Here is a 19841-nt window from a genome sequence, read left to right on the forward strand (position 1 = left end):
TACCAATGACGACATTCAAACCATCCAACCGGCTTGCAGGTAAGACCGCTCTGATCACAGCAGCTGGCCAAGGTATTGGCCGTGCAACCGCCGAATTGTTTGCCACCGAAGGCGCACGCGTGATCGCCAGCGATATCAACGATGCTTCGCTTGCAGAATTGGGCGGTATCGCGGGTATCGAGCCGCTCAAGCTGGACGCAACGGACAATGAGGCAGTGACAGCTGCTGCGGCCGACCTGCCAAAGCTCGACATTCTGTTTAACTGTGCGGGCTATGTTGCAGGGGGTTCAATCCTTGAGTGCCGCGAAAAGGATTGGGATTTCAGCTTCGACCTTAATGTCAAAGCCATGTTCAGACTGATCCGCCTGACCCTTCCAGGAATGCTAGAAGCAGGTGGTGGGTCAATCATCAACATGTCGTCGGTCGCATCATCCATGAAAGGTGTGCCCAACCGATTTGCCTATTGCGCATCAAAAGCAGCGGTAATTGGCCTGACCAAGTCGGTGGCTGCCGATTTCGTAACCCAGGGCATTCGGTGCAACGCGATTTGTCCCGGCACAGTCGACAGCCCCAGTCTGCATGACAGGCTGCGCGCCACAGGAGATTACGAACAGGCAATGACCGATTTCATTGCCCGTCAGCCGATGGGCCGAATTGGTACTGCGGAAGAGATCGCAGAACTGGCTCTGTATTTGGCCAGTGATGCCAGCAAATACACTTCGGGTCAGCCGTTTGCCATAGATGGCGGCTGGACGGTCTGAACAGGAAGGACTTTACAATGAAACTACTACGTTATGGCCCCAAAGGTGCTGAAAAACCCGGTATCTTGGCATCGGATGGCTCAGTTCGTGACCTTTCCGGAGTGGTTGATGACATCGCGGGCGAAACTCTCGGCGACGCCGTTCTTGAAAAATTGCAAGCAACAGATGTGGACAGCCTGCCGGTGGTAGATGGAGATCCGCGCATCGGCCCATGCGTTAGCAATGTCGGCAAACTCATCTGCGTCGGTCTGAACTACGCCGATCACGCTGCGGAAAGCGGTATGGAACTACCTGCTGAGCCGGTGATTTTCTTTAAGGCGACTTCTGCCATCGTTGGCCCCAATGACACGGTCGAAATCCCGCGCGGATCGGTCAAAACCGACTGGGAGGTGGAGCTGGGTGTCGTCATCGGTAAAGAGGCTAAATACGTCTCTGAGGCCGAAGCCATGGAACACGTCGCCGGGTACTGTGTTGTAAACGATTTGTCAGAGCGCGATTTCCAACTGCACCGCTCAGGCCAATGGGTCAAAGGAAAGTCCGCGGACACATTCGGCCCAATCGGCCCTTGGCTGGTGACACGAGACGAAGTACCTGACCCACAGAACTTGCCCATGTATCTTGAGGTGAACGGGCACCGCTATCAGGATGGGTCGACCAAAACGATGCATTTTGGTGTTGCTACGGTGATCTCACACCTATCGCAGTTTATGTCACTGCAACCCGGGGACGTGATTTCAACAGGGACACCCCCTGGCGTCGGTATGGGTCAAAACCCGCAGACCTATCTAAAACCCGGAGACAAGATTGAACTTAGCATCGAAGGGCTGGGCGTGCAGCGACAGGATGTCATCCAGGGATAGGGGCTTTCTGTCAACCAAGGCCAAAAAAGCGTTGAAACAAAAGCGTATCAAAAGGGGGTTTTGCCTTTGATGATAATCATTGATCAATCCTGTTTCATTTGCTTATGGGCGCTACACGCCCGGCTATTTCAATATCCGCCGGTTCAGATCGCGCCAAATATCGGTCCGGGTGCTTAAGGTATTTCAATCCTTCAAATCCTGTCTTTCAGCCACGTTTCAACTGGCCCCACAGCCGGTAAGTTGGGACCTGTTGGTCTTAATGTAGTATGGCGATTGAAATGCCACTGGGAAGTTGCACAACAAATGAAACGTTACTGTCTTTATGAAAAGTTTTTTCTTGAAATGCATTATATGAACTGTTTACTAACAACTAGAACTCGAAACGTTTCATTTTGGAGGATGTGATGAAACTACTCTCAAAGACGTCTATACTCGCAATAACCATGGGCATGATGACGAGCGGAAGCGCTATTGCCGCCGATCAGGAGTTGGTGATCTTTAACTGGCTCGGGGGCTCCGAGCGCGAGATGATCCTCAAACTGGAAGAAGGCTTCGAAGCGAAACATCCCGACATCGACGTGAAGGATATCAACCCCGCTGCGGGTGGCGACGATGCGCGCGGTGGTATCCGTACGGCCCTGTTGGCCGGAGAGCAATTCGACATTCTGATCAACACCTGGCCGTCGCTTGAAAAGGAAATGGTCGACAATGGTCTGCTGCGCCCGCTGGACGAAGCCTGGGAGCAATACGGTTGGTCAGACGCGCTGAACGACAGTTGGCGCCGCTTGAGTGAGCATGATGGCAGCACCTATGGCGCCTACTTCATTGCGTGCAACCGGTCGGGCCTTTGGTATCGTAATGACACTATGGCTGCGGCGGGTATAGATCCGGTTCCAACCGAATGGGATGGTTTCCTGGCGTCGTTCAAGCCGCTTAGCGAAGCGGGCGACCTGCCTGTCTATATCGGTGCACGCAGCTGGGCCCAGACCGAATGGTTTGAGAATGCGCTGCTGAAAACAGCAGGCACTGACTTTGCCGGTAAACTGGCACGTCACGAAGCAAAATGGACGGATGAGCCGGTCAAGCAAACGTTCCGCAATTTGCGCGCGATGCTTGAAGCCAATTGCTGTGCCGATGCCGAAACCATGCTGTCCACGCATTGGGACGATGCGGCCGACGCCGTGCTGAAAGATGGCAAAGCCGGGTACATGTTGATTGGCACTTGGGTCAACAGTCGGGCAACGAATGAATACGCGCTTACAGCCGGTACAGACTATGACTTCGTCCAGTTTCCGACCATTGAAAAAGCCAATGCCGATGCCATGAGCGTCGATGGCAAGAACCTTGTCGTCATGGATGCTGCCAACAATCCCGAGGCTGCCGAGATGTTCATCGATTATGTCCTGAGCGCCGAAGGATCCGAGATTATCGCGGAATATGGTCAGGCCACACCCAGCGCAAATGCCGATCTCTCCAAATATGACCCGGTAGTTGCCAAATATGCCGGCCTGCTGCAAAGCTCGGACGTTTTCTTTGTTTTGGATGACCTGCTGCCCGCCGAGTTGAGTGGCGAATTCCGGGTCGGCTTGCAGAAATTCCTGCAGGACCCTTCAGATGCCACCATTGATGAGGTGACGGCGACCCTGGAAGCCAAGGCAAACGAAGTCTACTGAACATGGAAAGCGGGTCTAACTTCTCCTCCCGACAGACCCAGACCGGCCCCTTTGCGGGGCTGGTCAAAAGGGTATCATCCCGCTCGCTCAAGCGGCAGGATTGGGTCGCGTTTGCGCTGCTTGCACCAACGCTATTCTTCTTTGCGGTAGGTGTGCTTTACCCGCTGATCGAGACCTTCCGCGTCAGCTTTCTGGACTGGACAGGGTTGGGTCGCCCCAAACCTGCCGGGCTGGACAACTATATCAAACTGTTCGCTGATCCCAATTTTCACAACGCCCTGAAGGTGACGTTGACATGGACATTGTCCTGTACATTCATCTCGGTTGGCATCGGCTGGTCATTTGCCCTGATGTCCGGGCTTGCCCCAAAAGCGACAGCACCTTTTCGCATCGTGATTTTTGCGGCCTATGGCATCTCTGAAACCGCAAGCGGTCTGATGTGGCTGGGCATTCTTCAACCTGAATTTGGTCTGCTGAACGGTATCTTGCGAGCCGTGGGTCTGGATAGCTGGGCAAACCCCTGGCTGGGCGATCCCGACACGGCGCTTTGGGGCGTAATCGCGGCTTATGTCTGGACGCAGGCCGGCCTGCCGCTGCTAACCTGCTTTGCAGCCATTCAGGCCATCCCGCGAAGTCAGATCGAAGCGGCCTATGTGGACGGCGCAACCAACTGGCAAATCGTGCGTTACATCATGATCCCGCTCAGCCTGCCCGGCGTGAGCATCGCGATTTTCATCAACCTGCTGAACAGCCTCAAGGCGTTCGACATGATCCAAATTCTAACCGCAGGCGGCCCAATCCGGGCGACCGAGACCGTCGGTTACTTCATGTACCAAGAGACAGTGGTCTACTTCAAACAAGGCTATGGCGCGGCCAGCACCATCGTGCTGCTGCTGGCGATCATGATCTGCTCATTGCCGTTGATCCTGAAACGGAGCTCGGAGGCACGATGATCCGCAAGACACCCAAATTGCCTATCCTGATCATGGGCACCGTCGCCGCGCTCTGGCTGATCCCGCTGGCAGGCATTATCATGATGTCAATTCGCCCCGAAGGCGAGATAACCGCCGGATGGTGGGTACTGGATCCTTTCACTTTCACCCTCGATGCCTGGGTCGAGGTCTGGACGACCTATCCGCTGGGTCGTGCCTTCCTCAATTCTCTGCTGATCGCAGGCTTTGCGACCATACTGCCCGTGTTATTCGCACCGGCCGCCGCCTATGCGTTCCACTATCTGAAGTTTCCATTCAGCCGTGTTCTGCTGCTGATCCTGGTGAACGCCTTTGTCGTTCCTACACAAGTCGTGATCATTCCGCTGTTCAAGCTGTGGCGAGAGCTAGGGTTGATCGACAGCTATACCTCGGTCGTGATCCCTTTCGTCGGGCTGTCCTTTGCATGGTCTGTCCTGCTAGTGAAAAACTTTCTTGGCAGCTTTCCCCGCTCTCTGATCGACGCTGCGCAAGTGGACGGCTGCGGGCACCTGCGAACTTATTTCTACATCGTTCTGCCCAACACGCTCACAGCGATGGCCGCCGTTGGAATCCTGCAATTCATGTGGACTTGGAACGCACTGCTGATCCCCATGCTCTTCCTGCGGGAAAACGCGACGCTTCCTGTACTGCTTTCAACGATATCCGGTGCTTATGAGCCAAACTGGGACCAGCGTGCCGTGGCAACGATCATCACCTCGATTCTCCCACTCGTCATCTTTCTGCTGTTCCAGAAATATTTCTCGGCTGACGGCAAAAACCGCAGTGGCGCAAAAGGATAACAATACGAATGCCCAAAAACGTGCCCCAGAATTTTCGCTTTCGCCAAATTCATCTGGATTTCCACACTTCAGAACATATCGAAGGTGTCGGGGCTGATTTTGATCCCGACCAGTTTGTGAAAGTGCTGAAAGACGGCGCGGTCGATTCCGTGACGCTGTTTGCGCGCTGCCATCATGGCTGGGCCTATTACCCCACCAAAACCGGCAAAGCGCATCCCCATCTGGAGCGGCCCGACCTGTTGGGTGAGATGGTGCAGGCCTGTCGCTCCGCCGACATCGAAACGCCGATTTATCTGACTGTTCAATGGGATGAGCTGAGCGCGCGTGAGCATCCGGAATGGCGTGTCATGCAGGCTCAAAATAAGGCGACCAATTATCCGGGCACAGAACCCAGCGCGATGAACCAACTCACGCCCACCTGGCATACTTTGTGCCTGAACCATTCGGGCTATGTTGACTACGTGATCGCAATGGCCCGTGAGGTTTGCGCTGCCTACGCACCGCCGGCGCTCTTCATGGACATCCTTGGATCCTATGAATGTGTTTGCAACGCATGCCTGGAGGCTATGCGCGACAAAGGCCTCGATCCCAGTGAAGCCTCCGACCGGAAGTCAAATGACAAGGCGGTTCTGATGGCGTTCTTTGAGCGTTTCTCGACCGAGATCAACAGCGCGTTCCCTGATGTTCGGATTTTCTACAACTCCGGGCATATCTTCAAAGGCCAGAAAGAGCGTTACCAGCACTACGGACAGCTTGAACTGGAAAGCCTGCCAACCGGTGGCTGGGGATATGATCATTTTCCGGCCACGGCCCGTTACGCCGACGGGCTAGGCCTGCCGATGTTGGGTATGACCGGACGCTTTCACACGCATTGGGGTGAGTTTGGCGGATTCAAACGCCCCGAGGCCCTGATATTCGAATGCTGCCAGATGATCGCAATGGGCGCGCATTGTTCCATCGGTGATCAGCTGCATCCCAGCGGCACAATGGACCCGGCCACCTATGAACTGATCCGCCCCGCCTATGAGCGTGTAAGGACACTTGAGCCTTATGCCCGCGCGGCAGAGTATCAGGCTGAGGTTGCTCTCGTCTCGGTCGAGGCACAAAGCGGAGGTCTGTCCAGCCATCTGGGTCATCGGACATCGCCCAGCGACGCCGCCGCCGCGCGGATGATGCTGGAGCTGCAAATCCCCTTTGACGTAATTGAAAGTGATGCAGACCTGTCAAAATACCGGCTGGCAATCCTGCCGGATGACATCAGGCCCGGCAAAGCTTTTGCCGCGTCACTGGCACAATTCACCGCCAACGGGGGCGCGGTTCTGGCCACCGGGCAATCAACTCTCAACCCGAAAGGTGACACGTTAACGCTGGATATAGGCGCTAGGCTTGCCCCTGACATCAAGTTTGACCCGAGTTATCTGAAGGCCGCTGAAAGGCTTGATCCGGAGCTGCCGGACGCTTCGATTGTGATGTATGAAAAGCCGCTAGCGCTAAGCGCAACAGATGCCGACATACTGGCAACTGTCCGCCCATCGTACTTCAATCGCAGCTGGGACCGTTTCTGCTCTCACCTGCATACACCCGAGGATCCCGGAGCCACCGATTTAGGCCCGGCGATTCTGCAAAAGGGCAACGTGGTTCACTGCGCGTACCCGCTGTTCCGGCTGTATGGGTCAACCGGGCAAGTGCTATACAAATATCTGGTACGCGGCATGTTGAACCGGGTCTATTCCGACCGGATGATGGGCTCGGATCTGCCATCGGCCACCCGCATGTCTCTTATGTCACAACCTGTCCATGACCGTCAGGTATTGCATGTTCTCTATGCACCGACACAAATGCGGGGATCTGGGATGGCCTATAATGATGGCCACACACGCCCGATCGAAATTATAGAAGATGCTCCTGAGATCGATGGGGCAACCGCATGGGTGCGCACCAGCGCTGCGCCGACCGAGGTCACCTGCGCTTACACCGGGCAAACCATACCATGGCAATACAACAGCGACAGCCAAAAGCTGACGATAAACCTGCCCCGGTTTCACATTCACACAGCGCTTGTCATACAGTCTGGGCAATCGAACAGGTGATTTGACATGACTCAACGCAACCCGACCATATTAGATGTCGCAAAAAAAGCTGATGTCGCCGTTGGAACTGTTTCAAGGTTTCTCAATGGCCAAAACATCCGCGAAGCCAATCGATCACGTGTCGAAGCTGCGATTGCAGATCTTGGTTATCGCGCAAACGTGCTGGCCCGCGCGATGAAAACCGAGCGGACCAAATCCATAGGGTTACTTGTGCCGGTGTTTGACGAATTCAACGCAGCAATTTTATCAGTGCTGGTTGATGCCCTTCAACCACACGGATATTCGCTTTTGACATTCCACCATGGGCATCAACCTATAGCCATGGCCGAAGCGCTGGAGGCGGCGGCCTCGCGCAGGATCGATGCGCTACTGTTGTCTTGCACCGAAAGCATCCAGACCGAAGTGGACCATCAGATATCCCGCGGCCTACCGATCACGCTTTTCAACAACGATTTGCCACAAGTCACCGCGGATCGCGTCATCGTCAACGACCGTGCCGGAACGCGCAATGCCATCAGCCGAATGATCGAGTTCGGCCACACCGATATCGGCTTTGTCACGGGTGATCTTTATGAAAGCACAGCAAAAAACCGGCTTGAGGGGTATTTCGATGCCCTGAATGCCGCCGGGCTTCCTGTACGCGAAGACCTGATCTGGCAGCAGGATTGGAGCCGCAGCAACGGGCATGCGGCCACTCGCGTGCTCAACGAGATGGCCAACCCGCCAAGCGCGATCTTCTACAGCAGCTATGTGCTTGCCACCGGCGGGTTGGAATATATGCGCGAAGCGGGGGTTGCACCTGGTCAACAGATGGATGTGGTGTCTTTCGATGACCCCGACTTTTTCTCGTTAACCACCCCCGGCATCACCGCCGTCGCGCAGCCGGTCGAGGCCGTCGCCCGTGCTTTGGCAGAATTGACGATCAGCCGCCTTGAATGTGCCGTTGATACCCCAAGAACAGTGTCGCTGGGATGCGAACTTGTGCTGCGCGGTTCGCTGGGTCCAAAAGAAAGACTGAAACGATCATGAAACTGGTCAGCTACAATATCCGCTACGGTGTCGGGATTGACGACCATCTGGACCTGCCACGCATCGCGCGCGAGCTTGAGGGGGCCGATATCATCGGTCTGCAAGAGGTGGATCGGTTCTTCAAACGCGGCGGTGAAGTTGATCAGGCAGCCGAGCTCGCCGAATTGCTGTGCGATTATTATTGGGTCTACGGTGCCGGGCAGGATACGGATGGCAGCTATCGCGATTCAAACGGCAAGCTGTTCAATCGCCGCCGCCAACATGGCGAGATGATCCTGTCGCGCTATCCAGTCCTGTCCACGCGCACCTACCCTCTGCCCAAGATGGGCTCCATCACTCGTCACGCCGTGCAGGCCGCGCTGCTTGAGGCTGTGATCGACGCGCCGGGCGGGGCACTGCGGCTGTACAACACCCATTTGTTCTATTGGTCGCCGGAATTTGCAGTCACCCAGGCAAGGTTCGTGCGGGATCGCATTCTCGCCGCTCCGGGCGAAGGGGGCGCATGGTGCGGCGATCCTGATTTGATCGACACCCATTGGCAGAATGACGCGCCGCCCCCACCGATGCCAACAGATGTCATCCTGATGGGCGATCTGAACAGCGGTGTGGAAACACCTGTCTACGATATTTTTGTGGGGCCGAAATCGATGGAGGGGGGCCGCGTCCAGACACTTGACGGTTTTATCGACCCCTGGGTCTGGCTGGGCCATGACGAAAATACTGGCAAAACCGCCCATTTCGACACGCGCCGGATTGACCACATTCTTGTCGGCGCATCCCTGCGTCATCGCATCCGGCACATGCATATAGATGAATCCGCTCGCGGATCGGATCATTTACCGGTCTGGCTTGAGCTCGCAGAACAAGACAAGGACTAAATTCCATGGCACGCGTTGCACTCGAAAAAATCGTCAAGGCTTATGGCAAAACCCAAGTGGTCCATGGCATTGATCTGGAGATCGAAGACAAGGAATTCGTCGTATTTGTCGGCCCCTCCGGCTGCGGAAAGTCCACCACACTGCGCATGATCGCAGGCCTGGAAGAAATTACCGACGGCTCTTTGATGATCGGTGACCAAGTCGTCAACGAAATGCCCCCACGCGAACGCAATATCGCAATGGTGTTTCAGGACTACGCGCTTTACCCGCACATGACCGTGGCCGGAAACCTGGGCTTCAGTCTGAAAATCTCGGGCACACCAAAGGCAGAGATCACCCGCCGGGTTGGGGACGCTGCAGAAATATTGGGCCTGACCGAGTATCTCTCACGCAAGCCAGGGCAGCTGTCTGGCGGTCAGCGCCAGCGTGTTGCGATGGGCCGCGCCATCGTTCGGCATCCGGACGTTTATTTGTTCGACGAGCCGCTTTCAAACCTTGACGCAAAATTGCGAACTCAGATGCGGATCGAGATCAAGAAATTGCACCAAAGGGTTGGCAATACCATCATCTACGTCACGCATGATCAGATTGAGGCGATGACCTTGGCCGACCGGATCGTGATCATGAAAGATGGGCATATCGAACAGGTCGGAACCCCACGCGACGTTTTCGAAAATCCGGTGAACACTTTCGTTGCCACATTCATCGGGTCGCCTCCGATGAACTTGATCAATGCCAGGGTGACGAGCCGTGATGGCGATCCGATGCTGGCCTTGCCGGGCGGTGTAGAGATTTCTGCACCTGCAACGTTCTCGCGTAAGCTTACGGCAGGTCGAGAGCTCAAGTTGGGCATTCGCCCCGACGCGATATCGCCTTCTGGTCACGGTCTGCCCGTTGAAGGCCCCAGCAGCACGGTGCCAATGCAGGTCGCTTTGTCAGAAGATCTGGGCTCTGAAGCGACATTGTTTTCTGATCTCGGCGGAAATCAAGTGCAGTCCGTCATGTTCAATCCACGCCCGGTAAACTCTGGCGAGCAAATGGATTTCACTGTCGCATTGGACAAATGTCACTTATTCGACAGCCAAAGCGGACAAAACCTGAAATCCAGTGTGCCCGATCACAAGATTTGATGGTTCGATCCATTTGCTGAAATGGACAGGTCCGTAATGGGACAGATGCGTCACTGCGCCGTAAATCATCGCATACAATCCGGGCAACATCATAGCGGTTGCAAGGGTCGAACACTGTGCTGATCCGCGAATGTGGCGGCAAAGTTATTACTTTGGTGAAATGTCGTAAACGACCGACGGTCGAGGATAGAGAACTAATTGTTCTTAACGAGACCAATGTTCAGATATCGAACACGCACTCAATATTCGGGGTTTACGCCAAAATGTTTTTCATGTAGTCTTAAATACAAAGTGAGGGAATCGAAATCATGAACAAACATTCCAAGAACTCCTGGGAAGAAAGAGACCGTGAAAGCGTCTTTCATGGGTTTACCGATCTCAACACGTTGAACACAAACGGGCCGGTTGTGCTCACTCATGGTGAAGGCATTCGCGTATTTGATGTGCATGGCAAAAGCTATATCGACGCGAATTCCGGTTTGTGGAACAATGTCGCGGGCTTTAACCATCAGGGGTTGATCGATACTCTGTGCGAACAGGCAAAGAAATTCCCTGGCTATCACGCGTTTTTCGGTCGCATCGCCGACACGACAGTTGCTCTGTCCGAAAAACTGGTCGAAGTGTCGCCCTTTGATGAGGGCAAGGTTTACTACACGAACTCCGGTTCGGAAGCCAATGACACAATGGTTAAGATGCTTTGGATGTTGCATCGCCGGAACGGGCAGCCGCAGCGCCGTAAAATCATTACTCGACTGAACGCGTATCACGGCGTAACAGTGGCAACCGCTTCGATGACCGGAAAGGCCTACAACGAAGAATTTGGATTGCCATTGCCGGGCTTCCTGCACGCAGATTGTCCCCACTACTGGCGTTTTGGTCAGGACGGCGAGTCCGAGATCGAGTTTTCCCAACGCCTGGCGCGCAATCTGGAAGAGCTGATCATCAAGGAAGGCCCGGACACCATCGCAGGCATGTTTGCGGAGCCTGTTCAGGGTGCGGGAGGGGTCATTCCTCCGTCCGAAGGCTACTTTGAAGCCATCCGCCCAATTTTGCGCAAATATGACATCCCATTGATCGCCGATGAGGTCATTTGTGGCTTTGGTCGCACCGGTGCGATGTGGGGCAGTGTGAAGTACAATATGGAACCCGACGCCATAGTCGCATCAAAATGCATTACCGCAGGCTATTTCCCCATGGGCGCTATCATTCTTAGCGGTGAGTTCAGCGAAAAGCTGATACGCGTCTCAGAAGCTGCCGAAGAGTTTCCACACGGCTTCACTGCCGGTGGCAACCCATTGGGTAGCGCGGTAGCACTCAAATCTCTAGAGATTCTGGAAACTGAAGGTCTACTTGACAACGTGAACAAGGTCAGCCCGCGGTTTATGGAGCGCCTGCACAAATTGGCCGAGCACAAATATGCAGGCGAAGCACGAGGGGTAGGACTGATGGGTGCCGTGGAGCTTGTTGCCGATAAGAAGACTAAGGAGGCGCTGCCATCCGAACTCCAAATTTCAGAACGCATTGCCAATAAGGCGTTGGAAAAAGGCCTTATATGTCGCCCATTGGGTGCTGCCATCGTTCTCGGCCCTCCGTTTACAATCACCGAAGAAGAAATCGACCAGGTCTTTGACACACTCGAAGAAACCATGGCTGAGGTTTTTGCTGATGTCGCTCGGTGATCAGCACGATTGGTTCATAGGAACTCGCAACAATCCTCCAGGGGGCAAACCAAGTGTTAAGCGCAACAGAACCTTCTCCGGTGAAATTATTCAATCCTTCCGGAAATGGTCCGTTCGTATTTGGGTGCGAACATGCGGGAAATCTTATCCCAAAAGCCCTGGAAACGCTCGGTCTCACTGAGGCCGAGCTAAGCCGGCATATCGCTTGGGACATTGGCGCAGCACAACTCACGGAACTTGTCGCCAGCAGTCTCGATTGCCCCGCCATCCTGCAGAACTATTCTCGTCTGGTTTATGATTGCAACCGGGCGGTGGATCACGAAGGTGCATTTGTCACTGATGCGGATGGTAGCTTAGTCAAAGGAAACGTCGATTTAACGGCATTTGACAAACGCTGCAGGGAACAGGCGATCTACCGGCCATTTCATGACGAACTAACATCGCTGATTGAGCTGCGTCGCCGTAAAGCCGAGCAATTTGGCTATGTGGCGATCCACAGCTTCAATGAAACTGTTAGGGGCAACCAAAGGCCCTGGCACATTGGCATGATATATAACCAGCAATCTGCGATGTCCAAGTTTCTGATCGACTGGTTTCAAAGAAACACCGTCTATGTCGTCGGTGACAACCAGCCGTATTCGCCTGCCGACGCGGTGGATCACACGATACGTGTGCAAGCCGAAGTAAAAAGCATTCCATACACCATGATCGAGGTCCGCAACGACTTGCTAAGGGATGGTGTGGGTGTGTTGAACTGGGCATCGCTGATTGCCAACGCGCTCAACGAATACGCCGAGACGTATATCCAAAGAGGTTAGGACAATCACATGCCGGGGCAAAAACTCGATCTGAAAAGCATCGAAGATGTACGGAACTTTATCAATGAGAATAACCCGAAACATGTAAAGGTCGGGTTTTTCGATGTAGATGGCGTTTTTCGGGGCAAGTACATTGCCAAAGGCAAATTCTTGTCGGCGCTCGACGACGGGTATGGTTTTTGCGATGCCGTTCTTGGCTGGGATGTTTCGGACGAGCTTTACGACAACTCTAAATTTACCGGATGGCACACAGGATTTCCCGACGCCAGTCTGCGGATACTACCCGATAGCGGAATGATCCTGCCATTTGAGAATGACACGATCTTCTTCTCCAGCGAGTTCAGCGGGCGCAGCGAGGCGATTTGCCCCCGTGGCGTTCTCAGACGTGTCCTGAAACGCGCTGAAGAGATGGGTTTCTCTGCCAAAGCCGCGATGGAATTCGAATTCTTCATGTTTCAGGAAACACCGGACAGTCTGGAAGAGAAGAAATTTCAGAATCTGCAAACCCTGTCACCGGGTAACTTCAGCTATTCCGCAATCCGGTCAATCGTCTTCGAAGATTTGTATCATGATATTCTCGAAACCTTTGACTCCATCGGCATAGAGCTTGAAGGCCTGCACGCCGAAACGGGCCCCGGTGTGGTTGAAACGGCGATCGCCGTAGATGATGCGCTGGCTATGGCCGACAAAGCCTCGGTTTTCAAAGCGTTTATGAAGATACTGGCCCAGAAACGCGGCCTGATGGCAACCTTCATGGCCAAGTGGAACCAGCACCTGTCAGGGCAAAGTGGCCACACCCACATGTCTCTATGGTCGCTGGATGGGGTACCAAAATTCTACGATCCTGAAGGCCCACACCAGATGAGCCAGACGATGCGTCATTTTCTGGGTGGCCAATGCAAATATTTGCGTGAATTCGCTGCGATGATTGCTCCGAATATCAACAGCTATTCGCGCCTGACGCCGGGCTATTGGGCGCCCACCTCTGCAACGTGGGGCGTTGATAACCGGACAGTCGGTATCCGGGTGATCCCGGGTTCAGAAAAATCACATCGGCTTGAATATCGCACACCGGGCTCTGACGTGAACCCCTATCTATCAATGGCGGCGGCCATCGGATCTGGTCTGCTGGGCATCCAAGAAAAGGTTGAGCCGGGCAAAGAATCCGTCGGAAACGCCTATGAAGAAGATGTTCCGATTGAACGGCAATTGCCAACAAATCTGGAAAGTGCAGGTATCCTGTTTGGGCAGTCAGAAGCAGCGCGGGATCTATTTGGCGATGCCTTCGTCACCCACTTTTCGGATTCACGTATCTTCGAAGCCCGACAATATGGTCGTGCCGTCACCGATTGGGAATTGCGCCGCTACTTCGAAGTGCTCTGACAAACACACCAAAACTCAAATTGCCAATCTGCGGAGACCGGGATGTCGAACGTTATTCAATGTATCTCTCCTGTTGACGGGAGCGTTTACGCTGAACGCCCTGCAACCTCTATTGAGGATGCCCGAGAGATTTTTCGCAACGCCGAAAAGGCTCAAACAAATTGGGCCTCAATGTCGCTCAAGGATCGCTGCGCGCTTTTGCATAAGGCCGTCGATCACTTGGTGTCAGAAAAGGCCGATATAGCGCCAGAACTCGCCTGGCAAATGGGTCGTCCTGTCAGTCAGGGCGCAGGTGAAATCGGCGGGTTGGAAGAACGCGCCCGTCATATGATCGACATTGCCCCTCAGGCGCTGGCTCAGGACGAACTGCCGCAAAATGGGCTGGCATTGCGGACTATCCGCCGCGAGGCGCTGGGGACGGTTTTTGTGATCGCCCCCTGGAACTTTCCATTCCTGACCGCCACCAATGCAATCTTCCCTGCCCTTGCCGCGGGCAATGCGGTCGTTTTGAAACATTCCGCGCAGACCCTGGTTTGCGGCGAACGGTTTGCCGAAGCTTTCAAAGCTGCCGGTCTGCCCGACGATGTGTTCCAGCTGGTTCTGACAACAAATGATGATACAGCCACGCTGATCAGCGAAGGCCACCACGATCATATCGTCTTTACAGGCTCAGTTGGCATCGGGCGATACCTGCAGCAAACAAATGCCGGGAACTTCTCGGGCATTGATCTGGAATTGGGCGGCAAAGATCCCGCCTATGTTCGCGCCGACGCCAACGTCGAATTTGCTGCGGAATCCCTTGTTGATGGGGCCTTCTTCAACTCTGGCCAAAGCTGCTGCGGCATTGAGCGGATCTATGTGCACGAAGATGTTTATGACGCTTTTGTTGAGAAGGCCGTGGCCGTAGTAAAGGCATATCAACTGGGTGATCCCACTGATCCGGCAACAAACTTGGGTCCGGTTGTAAAAACCGGTGCAGCCGATTTTGTTCGCGGTCAGGTCGAAGAGGCCGTCGCCGCTGGCGCCCGCGCTTTGATCGATCCGGCTGAATTCCCGACAGACAAGCCTGGGACACCTTATCTTGCGCCTCAGGTTCTGGTTGACGTGACTCATGAGATGCGGGTGATGACCGAAGAAAGCTTTGGTCCGGTTGTTGGCATCATGAAGGTCAGCGGTGATGACGAGGCTATTGCGTTGATGAATGACAGCGATTTTGGCCTGACCACTTCGATCTGGACATCAGACATGGCTGTAGCCGAAACAATCTCGGAACGGCTTGAAACCGGGACCTGTTTTGCCAATCGCTGCGATTACCTTGATCCGGGGTTGGCCTGGACTGGGGTAAAAGACACCGGCCGAGGGTGCTCATTGTCATCTCACACCTATGAACATCTTACCCGGTTGAAATCCTATCATTTCCGTCAACAACCATAAGGGGGGGTGGCTTAATATGTCAGACGCCAAGGTGTACCCGCCATCCGCTGAAACCGTCGCACGTGCCCACGTTGATGCCGCGAAATATGCCGACATGTATGCGGCCTCGATTAACGACCCCGAGACATTCTGGGATGAGCAAGGCAAGCGGGTCGACTGGATCAAGCCCTATACGCAGGTCAAGGACGTCAACTACAACTTCGGGAATGTCGGCATCAATTGGTATGCCAATGGTACGCTGAACGTTTCGGCCAATTGTCTGGACCGCCATCTTGAGACGCGGGGCGATCAGACCGCAATCATCTGGGAGCCGGATGATCCGAACGACGACGCCCAGCACATTTCCTATGCTGAGCTGCATCGCCGCACCTGCCGGATGGCCAACATTCTGGAATCCATGGGCGTGCGCAAGGGCGACCGGGTAGTGATCTATATGCCGATGATCCCCGAGGCGGCCTATGCCATGCTGGCCTGCGCCCGGATCGGTGCGATCCATTCCATCGTCTTTGCAGGGTTTTCACCCGATGCCCTGGCGGCTCGGGTCAACGGTTGCGATGCGAAAGTTGTCATTACCGCAGACGAAGCCCCGCGCGGTGGCCGCAAGACGGCGCTGAAATCCAACGCCGATGCGGCGCTGCTGCATTGCAAGGACACCGTGAAGTGTCTGGTGGTCAAGCGCACCGGCGGGCAGACCACATGGATCGACGGGCGCGATTACGATTACAATGAAATGGCGCTGGAGGCGGATGAATACTGCGCCCCGGCCGAGATGAGCGCCGAGGACCCTCTGTTCATCCTCTACACCTCGGGCTCAACCGGGCAGCCCAAGGGCGTGGTGCACACCACCGGTGGCTATCTGGTTTATGCCGCGATGACCCATGAGATCACCTTTGATTACCATGAAGGCGACATCTATTGGTGCACGGCGGATGTGGGCTGGGTCACGGGCCACAGTTATATCGTCTATGGCCCGCTGGCCAATGGCGCGACCACGCTGATGTTCGAAGGCGTGCCGACCTACCCGGATGCCAGCCGGTTTTGGCAAGTCTGCGAAAAGCACAAGGTGAACCAGTTCTATACGGCTCCGACCGCGATCCGCGCCCTGATGGGTCAGGGCAATGAATATGTCGAGAAATGCGACCTGAGCGATCTCAGGGTGCTGGGCACGGTGGGCGAGCCGATCAACCCCGAGGCCTGGCACTGGTACAACGAGGTTGTTGGCGGCGGGCGTTGCCCCATCGTCGATACCTGGTGGCAGACCGAAACCGGTGGCCATCTGATGACCCCCCTGCCCGGAGCGCATGCGACCAAGCCCGGCTCGGCGATGAAACCGTTCTTTGGCATCGAGCCTGTGGTTCTGGACCCGCAATCGGGTGTTGAGATCGACGGCAACGGGGTTGAGGGCGTGCTGTGCATCAAGGACAGCTGGCCCGGCCAGATGCGCACCGTCTGGGGTGATCATGAGCGGTTCGAGAAGACCTATTTCTCGGATTACAAAGGGTATTACTTCACCGGTGACGGCTGCCGCCGGGACGAGGACGGCGATTACTGGATCACCGGGCGTGTCGATGACGTGATCAACGTCTCGGGCCACCGCATGGGCACGGCCGAGGTGGAAAGCGCGCTGGTGGCGCATGCCGCCGTGGCCGAGGCTGCCGTTGTGGGCTATCCGCACGAGATCAAGGGGCAAGGCATCTATTGTTATGTCACCTTGATGAATGATCGTGAGCCTTCGGATGATCTTCTGAAAGAACTGCGCACCTGGGTCCGCACGGAAATCGGCCCGATTGCATCGCCGGACGTGATCCAGTGGGCCCCTGGCCTGCCCAAGACCCGTTCGGGCAAGATTATGCGCCGTATCCTGCGCAAGATCGCCGAGAACGACTTTGGATCGCTGGGCGACACGTCGACCCTCGCCGATCCGTCGGTGGTCGAAGACCTGATCGAAAACCGAGCGAATAAAACCTGATCAACCATTTGTCAGGTTTTTTAGCGGTTTTCAGAAGCCTTGAGAACATTTGCCGACTTTTGTCAGTATCTCTACAACGGCATCCTTATCGATGGCTTTGCACATACTGCCCGAGGGTTTGAAGCATTCCAGATCCTCGGCAGCAAACATTGCATTGATAATGGATTCATCCGTTGCCTCAACTGCAGCCAGATAAACTGCATCCAGATCATCATCTGAAATGTGAACCAAGCTTTGAAAGCTGGGCCCTTTCCCCGGAATTGGTTTGGCGTTCGCGGTGCAGAAAGCGAGAAAGATATCGCCAGAATTATTACCCCCCGGAGTTCCCGAGCGGCTGATGCCAATTGCACCACGGCGTGCTAAACGCTCCAGTTGATCTGGCCGCATTGGCAGGTCTGTTGCGATTATCACGATTATCGATCCCTGTTCAGAATTGAACAGTCGATCATTGGTAAAGCGTTTCCCGACCGGCTCACCCAAAATGGTCAACCAGTCACGAATGCCATGATTTGCCTGTACCAGAACCCCAATCGTATAGGCCTGTCCATCAATAGTCACGACACGGGATGACGTACCGGTGCCGCCCTTGAATTCGTAACAAATCATACCGGTACCGCCGCCAGCATTGCCCTCTTGCACACCATCAGCACATGCAGATTCCAAAGCCGCCAGAGCATGATTTTCTGTAACGTGCTGCCCGTTGATGTCGTTTAGAACACCATCATAGGTCTCGGCGATTACGGGCATTGCCCACAGGTGTTCAGTATCGAAGTCATTTTTGTACTGAGAAATCATCCATCGAATCACCGCGTGGTGAACGATTCCAACACTGTGCGTATTGGTCAGGCAGATCGGACCGCCGAAATGTCCGGCATCGCGAATCCAATGCGCACCGGTCATTTCGCCATTACCGTTTAATGAAAATACACCCGCCGGGGCAAGCTGTAGTGGGTTTGAATAACCAAACGGAAGGATCGCGGTTACTCCCGAGCGCATCACCGGCGACTCCGCAGTGCTCGTGCCAGAATTTAGCGTCGTTTGACCTACCAACACCCCTTTAACATCACAGATGTCATTTTTAGGTCCGGGTTCACCCGGGAATTGCAGGCCAAAATCTCGAGCGCGTTTTCTTAACACTTTGGTTTCCCGTCATCTTGTGGTGTGTCTCTCAGTGTCAACCGGTACCAGCCGGATTGTATCTTGACAATGTTTTTTATGTTTAGTTAAATACAAAAGCCATTCATATAGGGAGGAACTTTGTGGATAGCTTTCTGAAAATCGAGTCGGCATTTAAGTCGTTCCACACGCCTGAAGGTGGCGTGATAAAGGCGTTGGACGATGTCTCGATCGATATCCGCAACAACGAGTTTCTTACACTGCTCGGCCCATCCGGCTGCGGCAAGACGACGTTGCTAAAGTGCATCGCTGGGTTTGAAGATATCGATGAAGGTGAAATTACGCTGCAAGGTCAGAGCTTAAAAGGGGTGCCCGCCCATCGGAGGCCTTTCAATACAGTGTTTCAAAACTATGCGCTGTTCCCGCATCTAAGCGTTGCGGACAACGTCGCCTACGGGATGGTTGTCGCAGGAGTTGACAAAGCCGAGCGCGGCAGGCGCGTCGGAGAGGCCCTGGATATGGTCGGGCTGACGGGATTTGGGGCGCGTCAACCAAGTCAATTGTCCGGTGGCCAACAGCAGCGGGTCGCGCTCGCGCGTTCGCTCGTTCTGAAGCCGAAAGTCCTTCTTCTGGATGAACCGCTTTCCGCTCTGGATCGCAAGATGCGGGAAAACATGCAGATCGAGCTAAAGAACCTTCAGCACTCGGTTGGCGTTACCTTTATCTTCGTTACGCACGATCAGGAAGAAGCTTTGGCAATGTCTGATCGAATTGCCGTTGTGGCAAATGGAAAGCTTCAACAGCTTGGTGCACCTGCTGAGATATACGACGAACCCTGGAATGAGTTCGTCGCAAACTTCGTGGGAACCAGCAACATATTCTCTGGCAAGATTGTAAGGGCTGACGATGGCTATGTCACTCTACGGACCGGAAATGGCAGGGAGCTAACCGCGAAATCCGATCGCTTTAAGGCCGGTGAACAAGCCAGCATGACGCTTCGCCCGGAGCATCTGACATTGGCTCCTGTAGGCGCTGCGGAAGACAATCAATCGATTACTGGCACAGTCGTAGAAAGTGTGTTCGTCGGCTCCGATATGCACTTGCACGTTGATGTCGGAAAGGGCCGGACCGCGATTGTTCACCATCGCCACAGCAAAGGTGGTGAGAACGAGCATTTTGAAAACGGCACCGAAATTACCCTCTATTATTCGCCGAATGCCGCACACCTGATCGAAAGTGCAGGAGGCTAA

16 protein-coding genes are annotated in these 19841 nt (G+C 54.6%); 15 read left to right on the forward strand and 1 reads right to left on the reverse strand.

Features of this window, described 5'->3' with window-relative positions:
• Positions 1–5 precede the first annotated feature (5 nt).
• The 14 genes from AC2FLD_RS17555 to acs all read left to right on the forward strand — a co-directional run bounded on the left by AC2FLD_RS17555 (position 6) and on the right by acs (position 17475).
• Positions 6–761: an SDR family oxidoreductase gene (locus AC2FLD_RS17555; protein WP_496671787.1), complete on the forward strand. Its 756-nt coding sequence runs from the start codon at positions 6–8 to the stop codon at positions 759–761.
• A 17-nt stretch (positions 762–778) separates the two neighbouring features.
• Positions 779–1621 carry a fumarylacetoacetate hydrolase family protein gene (locus AC2FLD_RS17560; protein ID WP_496671784.1) on the forward strand — a complete coding sequence of 281 codons (843 nt, stop codon included), beginning with the start codon at positions 779–781 and terminating at the stop codon, positions 1619–1621.
• A gap of 404 nt (positions 1622–2025) precedes the next feature.
• Positions 2026–3294 (forward strand): ABC transporter substrate-binding protein, encoded by a 1269-nt coding sequence (locus AC2FLD_RS17565; protein WP_496671782.1) that lies wholly within the window; start codon positions 2026–2028, stop codon positions 3292–3294.
• Between the two features lie 2 nt (positions 3295–3296).
• Positions 3297–4247, forward strand: coding sequence for a carbohydrate ABC transporter permease (locus AC2FLD_RS17570; protein ID WP_496671780.1), 951 nt, complete (start codon positions 3297–3299; stop codon positions 4245–4247).
• Positions 4244–5065 carry a carbohydrate ABC transporter permease gene (locus tag AC2FLD_RS17575; protein ID WP_496671777.1) on the forward strand — a complete coding sequence of 274 codons (822 nt, stop codon included), beginning with the start codon at positions 4244–4246 and terminating at the stop codon, positions 5063–5065. The genes AC2FLD_RS17570 and AC2FLD_RS17575 overlap by 4 nt, the downstream gene beginning before the upstream one ends.
• Before the next feature lie 8 nt (positions 5066–5073).
• Positions 5074–7155 (forward strand): alpha-amylase family protein, encoded by a 2082-nt coding sequence (locus tag AC2FLD_RS17580; protein ID WP_496671774.1) that lies wholly within the window; start codon positions 5074–5076, stop codon positions 7153–7155.
• A gap of 6 nt (positions 7156–7161) precedes the next feature.
• Positions 7162–8184, forward strand: coding sequence for a LacI family DNA-binding transcriptional regulator (locus AC2FLD_RS17585; RefSeq protein ID WP_496671771.1), 1023 nt, complete (start codon positions 7162–7164; stop codon positions 8182–8184).
• Positions 8181–9062 (forward strand): endonuclease/exonuclease/phosphatase family protein, encoded by an 882-nt coding sequence (locus tag AC2FLD_RS17590; RefSeq protein WP_496671768.1) that lies wholly within the window; start codon positions 8181–8183, stop codon positions 9060–9062. Before AC2FLD_RS17585 ends, AC2FLD_RS17590 begins: the two co-directional genes overlap by 4 nt.
• A 5-nt stretch (positions 9063–9067) precedes the next feature.
• Positions 9068–10192 carry an ABC transporter ATP-binding protein gene (locus AC2FLD_RS17595; protein WP_496671767.1) on the forward strand — a complete coding sequence of 375 codons (1125 nt, stop codon included), beginning with the start codon at positions 9068–9070 and terminating at the stop codon, positions 10190–10192.
• Positions 10193–10500: 308 nt separating this feature from the next.
• Complete coding sequence (locus tag AC2FLD_RS17600; RefSeq protein WP_496671765.1) at positions 10501–11871, forward strand: aminotransferase; 1371 nt, start codon at positions 10501–10503, stop codon at positions 11869–11871.
• Between the two features lie 53 nt (positions 11872–11924).
• Positions 11925–12689, forward strand: coding sequence for an N-formylglutamate amidohydrolase (locus AC2FLD_RS17605; protein ID WP_496671763.1), 765 nt, complete (start codon positions 11925–11927; stop codon positions 12687–12689).
• A 9-nt stretch (positions 12690–12698) separates the two neighbouring features.
• The gene (locus AC2FLD_RS17610) at positions 12699–14072 is read left to right on the forward strand and encodes a glutamine synthetase family protein (protein ID WP_496671760.1); all 1374 of its coding nucleotides are present in this window, start codon (positions 12699–12701) and stop codon (positions 14070–14072) included.
• 42 nt (positions 14073–14114) lie between these two features.
• The gene (locus AC2FLD_RS17615) at positions 14115–15506 is read left to right on the forward strand and encodes an aldehyde dehydrogenase family protein (protein WP_496671757.1); all 1392 of its coding nucleotides are present in this window, start codon (positions 14115–14117) and stop codon (positions 15504–15506) included.
• A gap of 16 nt (positions 15507–15522) precedes the next feature.
• Entirely contained in the window at positions 15523–17475 is a 1953-nt protein-coding gene (acs, locus tag AC2FLD_RS17620; RefSeq protein WP_496671754.1) for an acetate--CoA ligase, read from the forward strand.
• Between the two features lie 30 nt (positions 17476–17505).
• Here acs and AC2FLD_RS17625 read toward each other — a convergent pair whose 3' ends face one another.
• Entirely contained in the window at positions 17506–18612 is a 1107-nt protein-coding gene (locus AC2FLD_RS17625) for a DmpA family aminopeptidase (protein ID WP_496671751.1), read from the reverse strand.
• A 122-nt stretch (positions 18613–18734) separates the two neighbouring features.
• Here AC2FLD_RS17625 and AC2FLD_RS17630 point away from each other — a divergent pair, with 122 nt between their 5' ends.
• Positions 18735–19841: an ABC transporter ATP-binding protein gene (locus AC2FLD_RS17630; RefSeq protein ID WP_496671749.1), complete on the forward strand. Its 1107-nt coding sequence runs from the start codon at positions 18735–18737 to the stop codon at positions 19839–19841.

It is taken from the genome of Ruegeria sp. CDSA021, assembly GCF_059612325.1.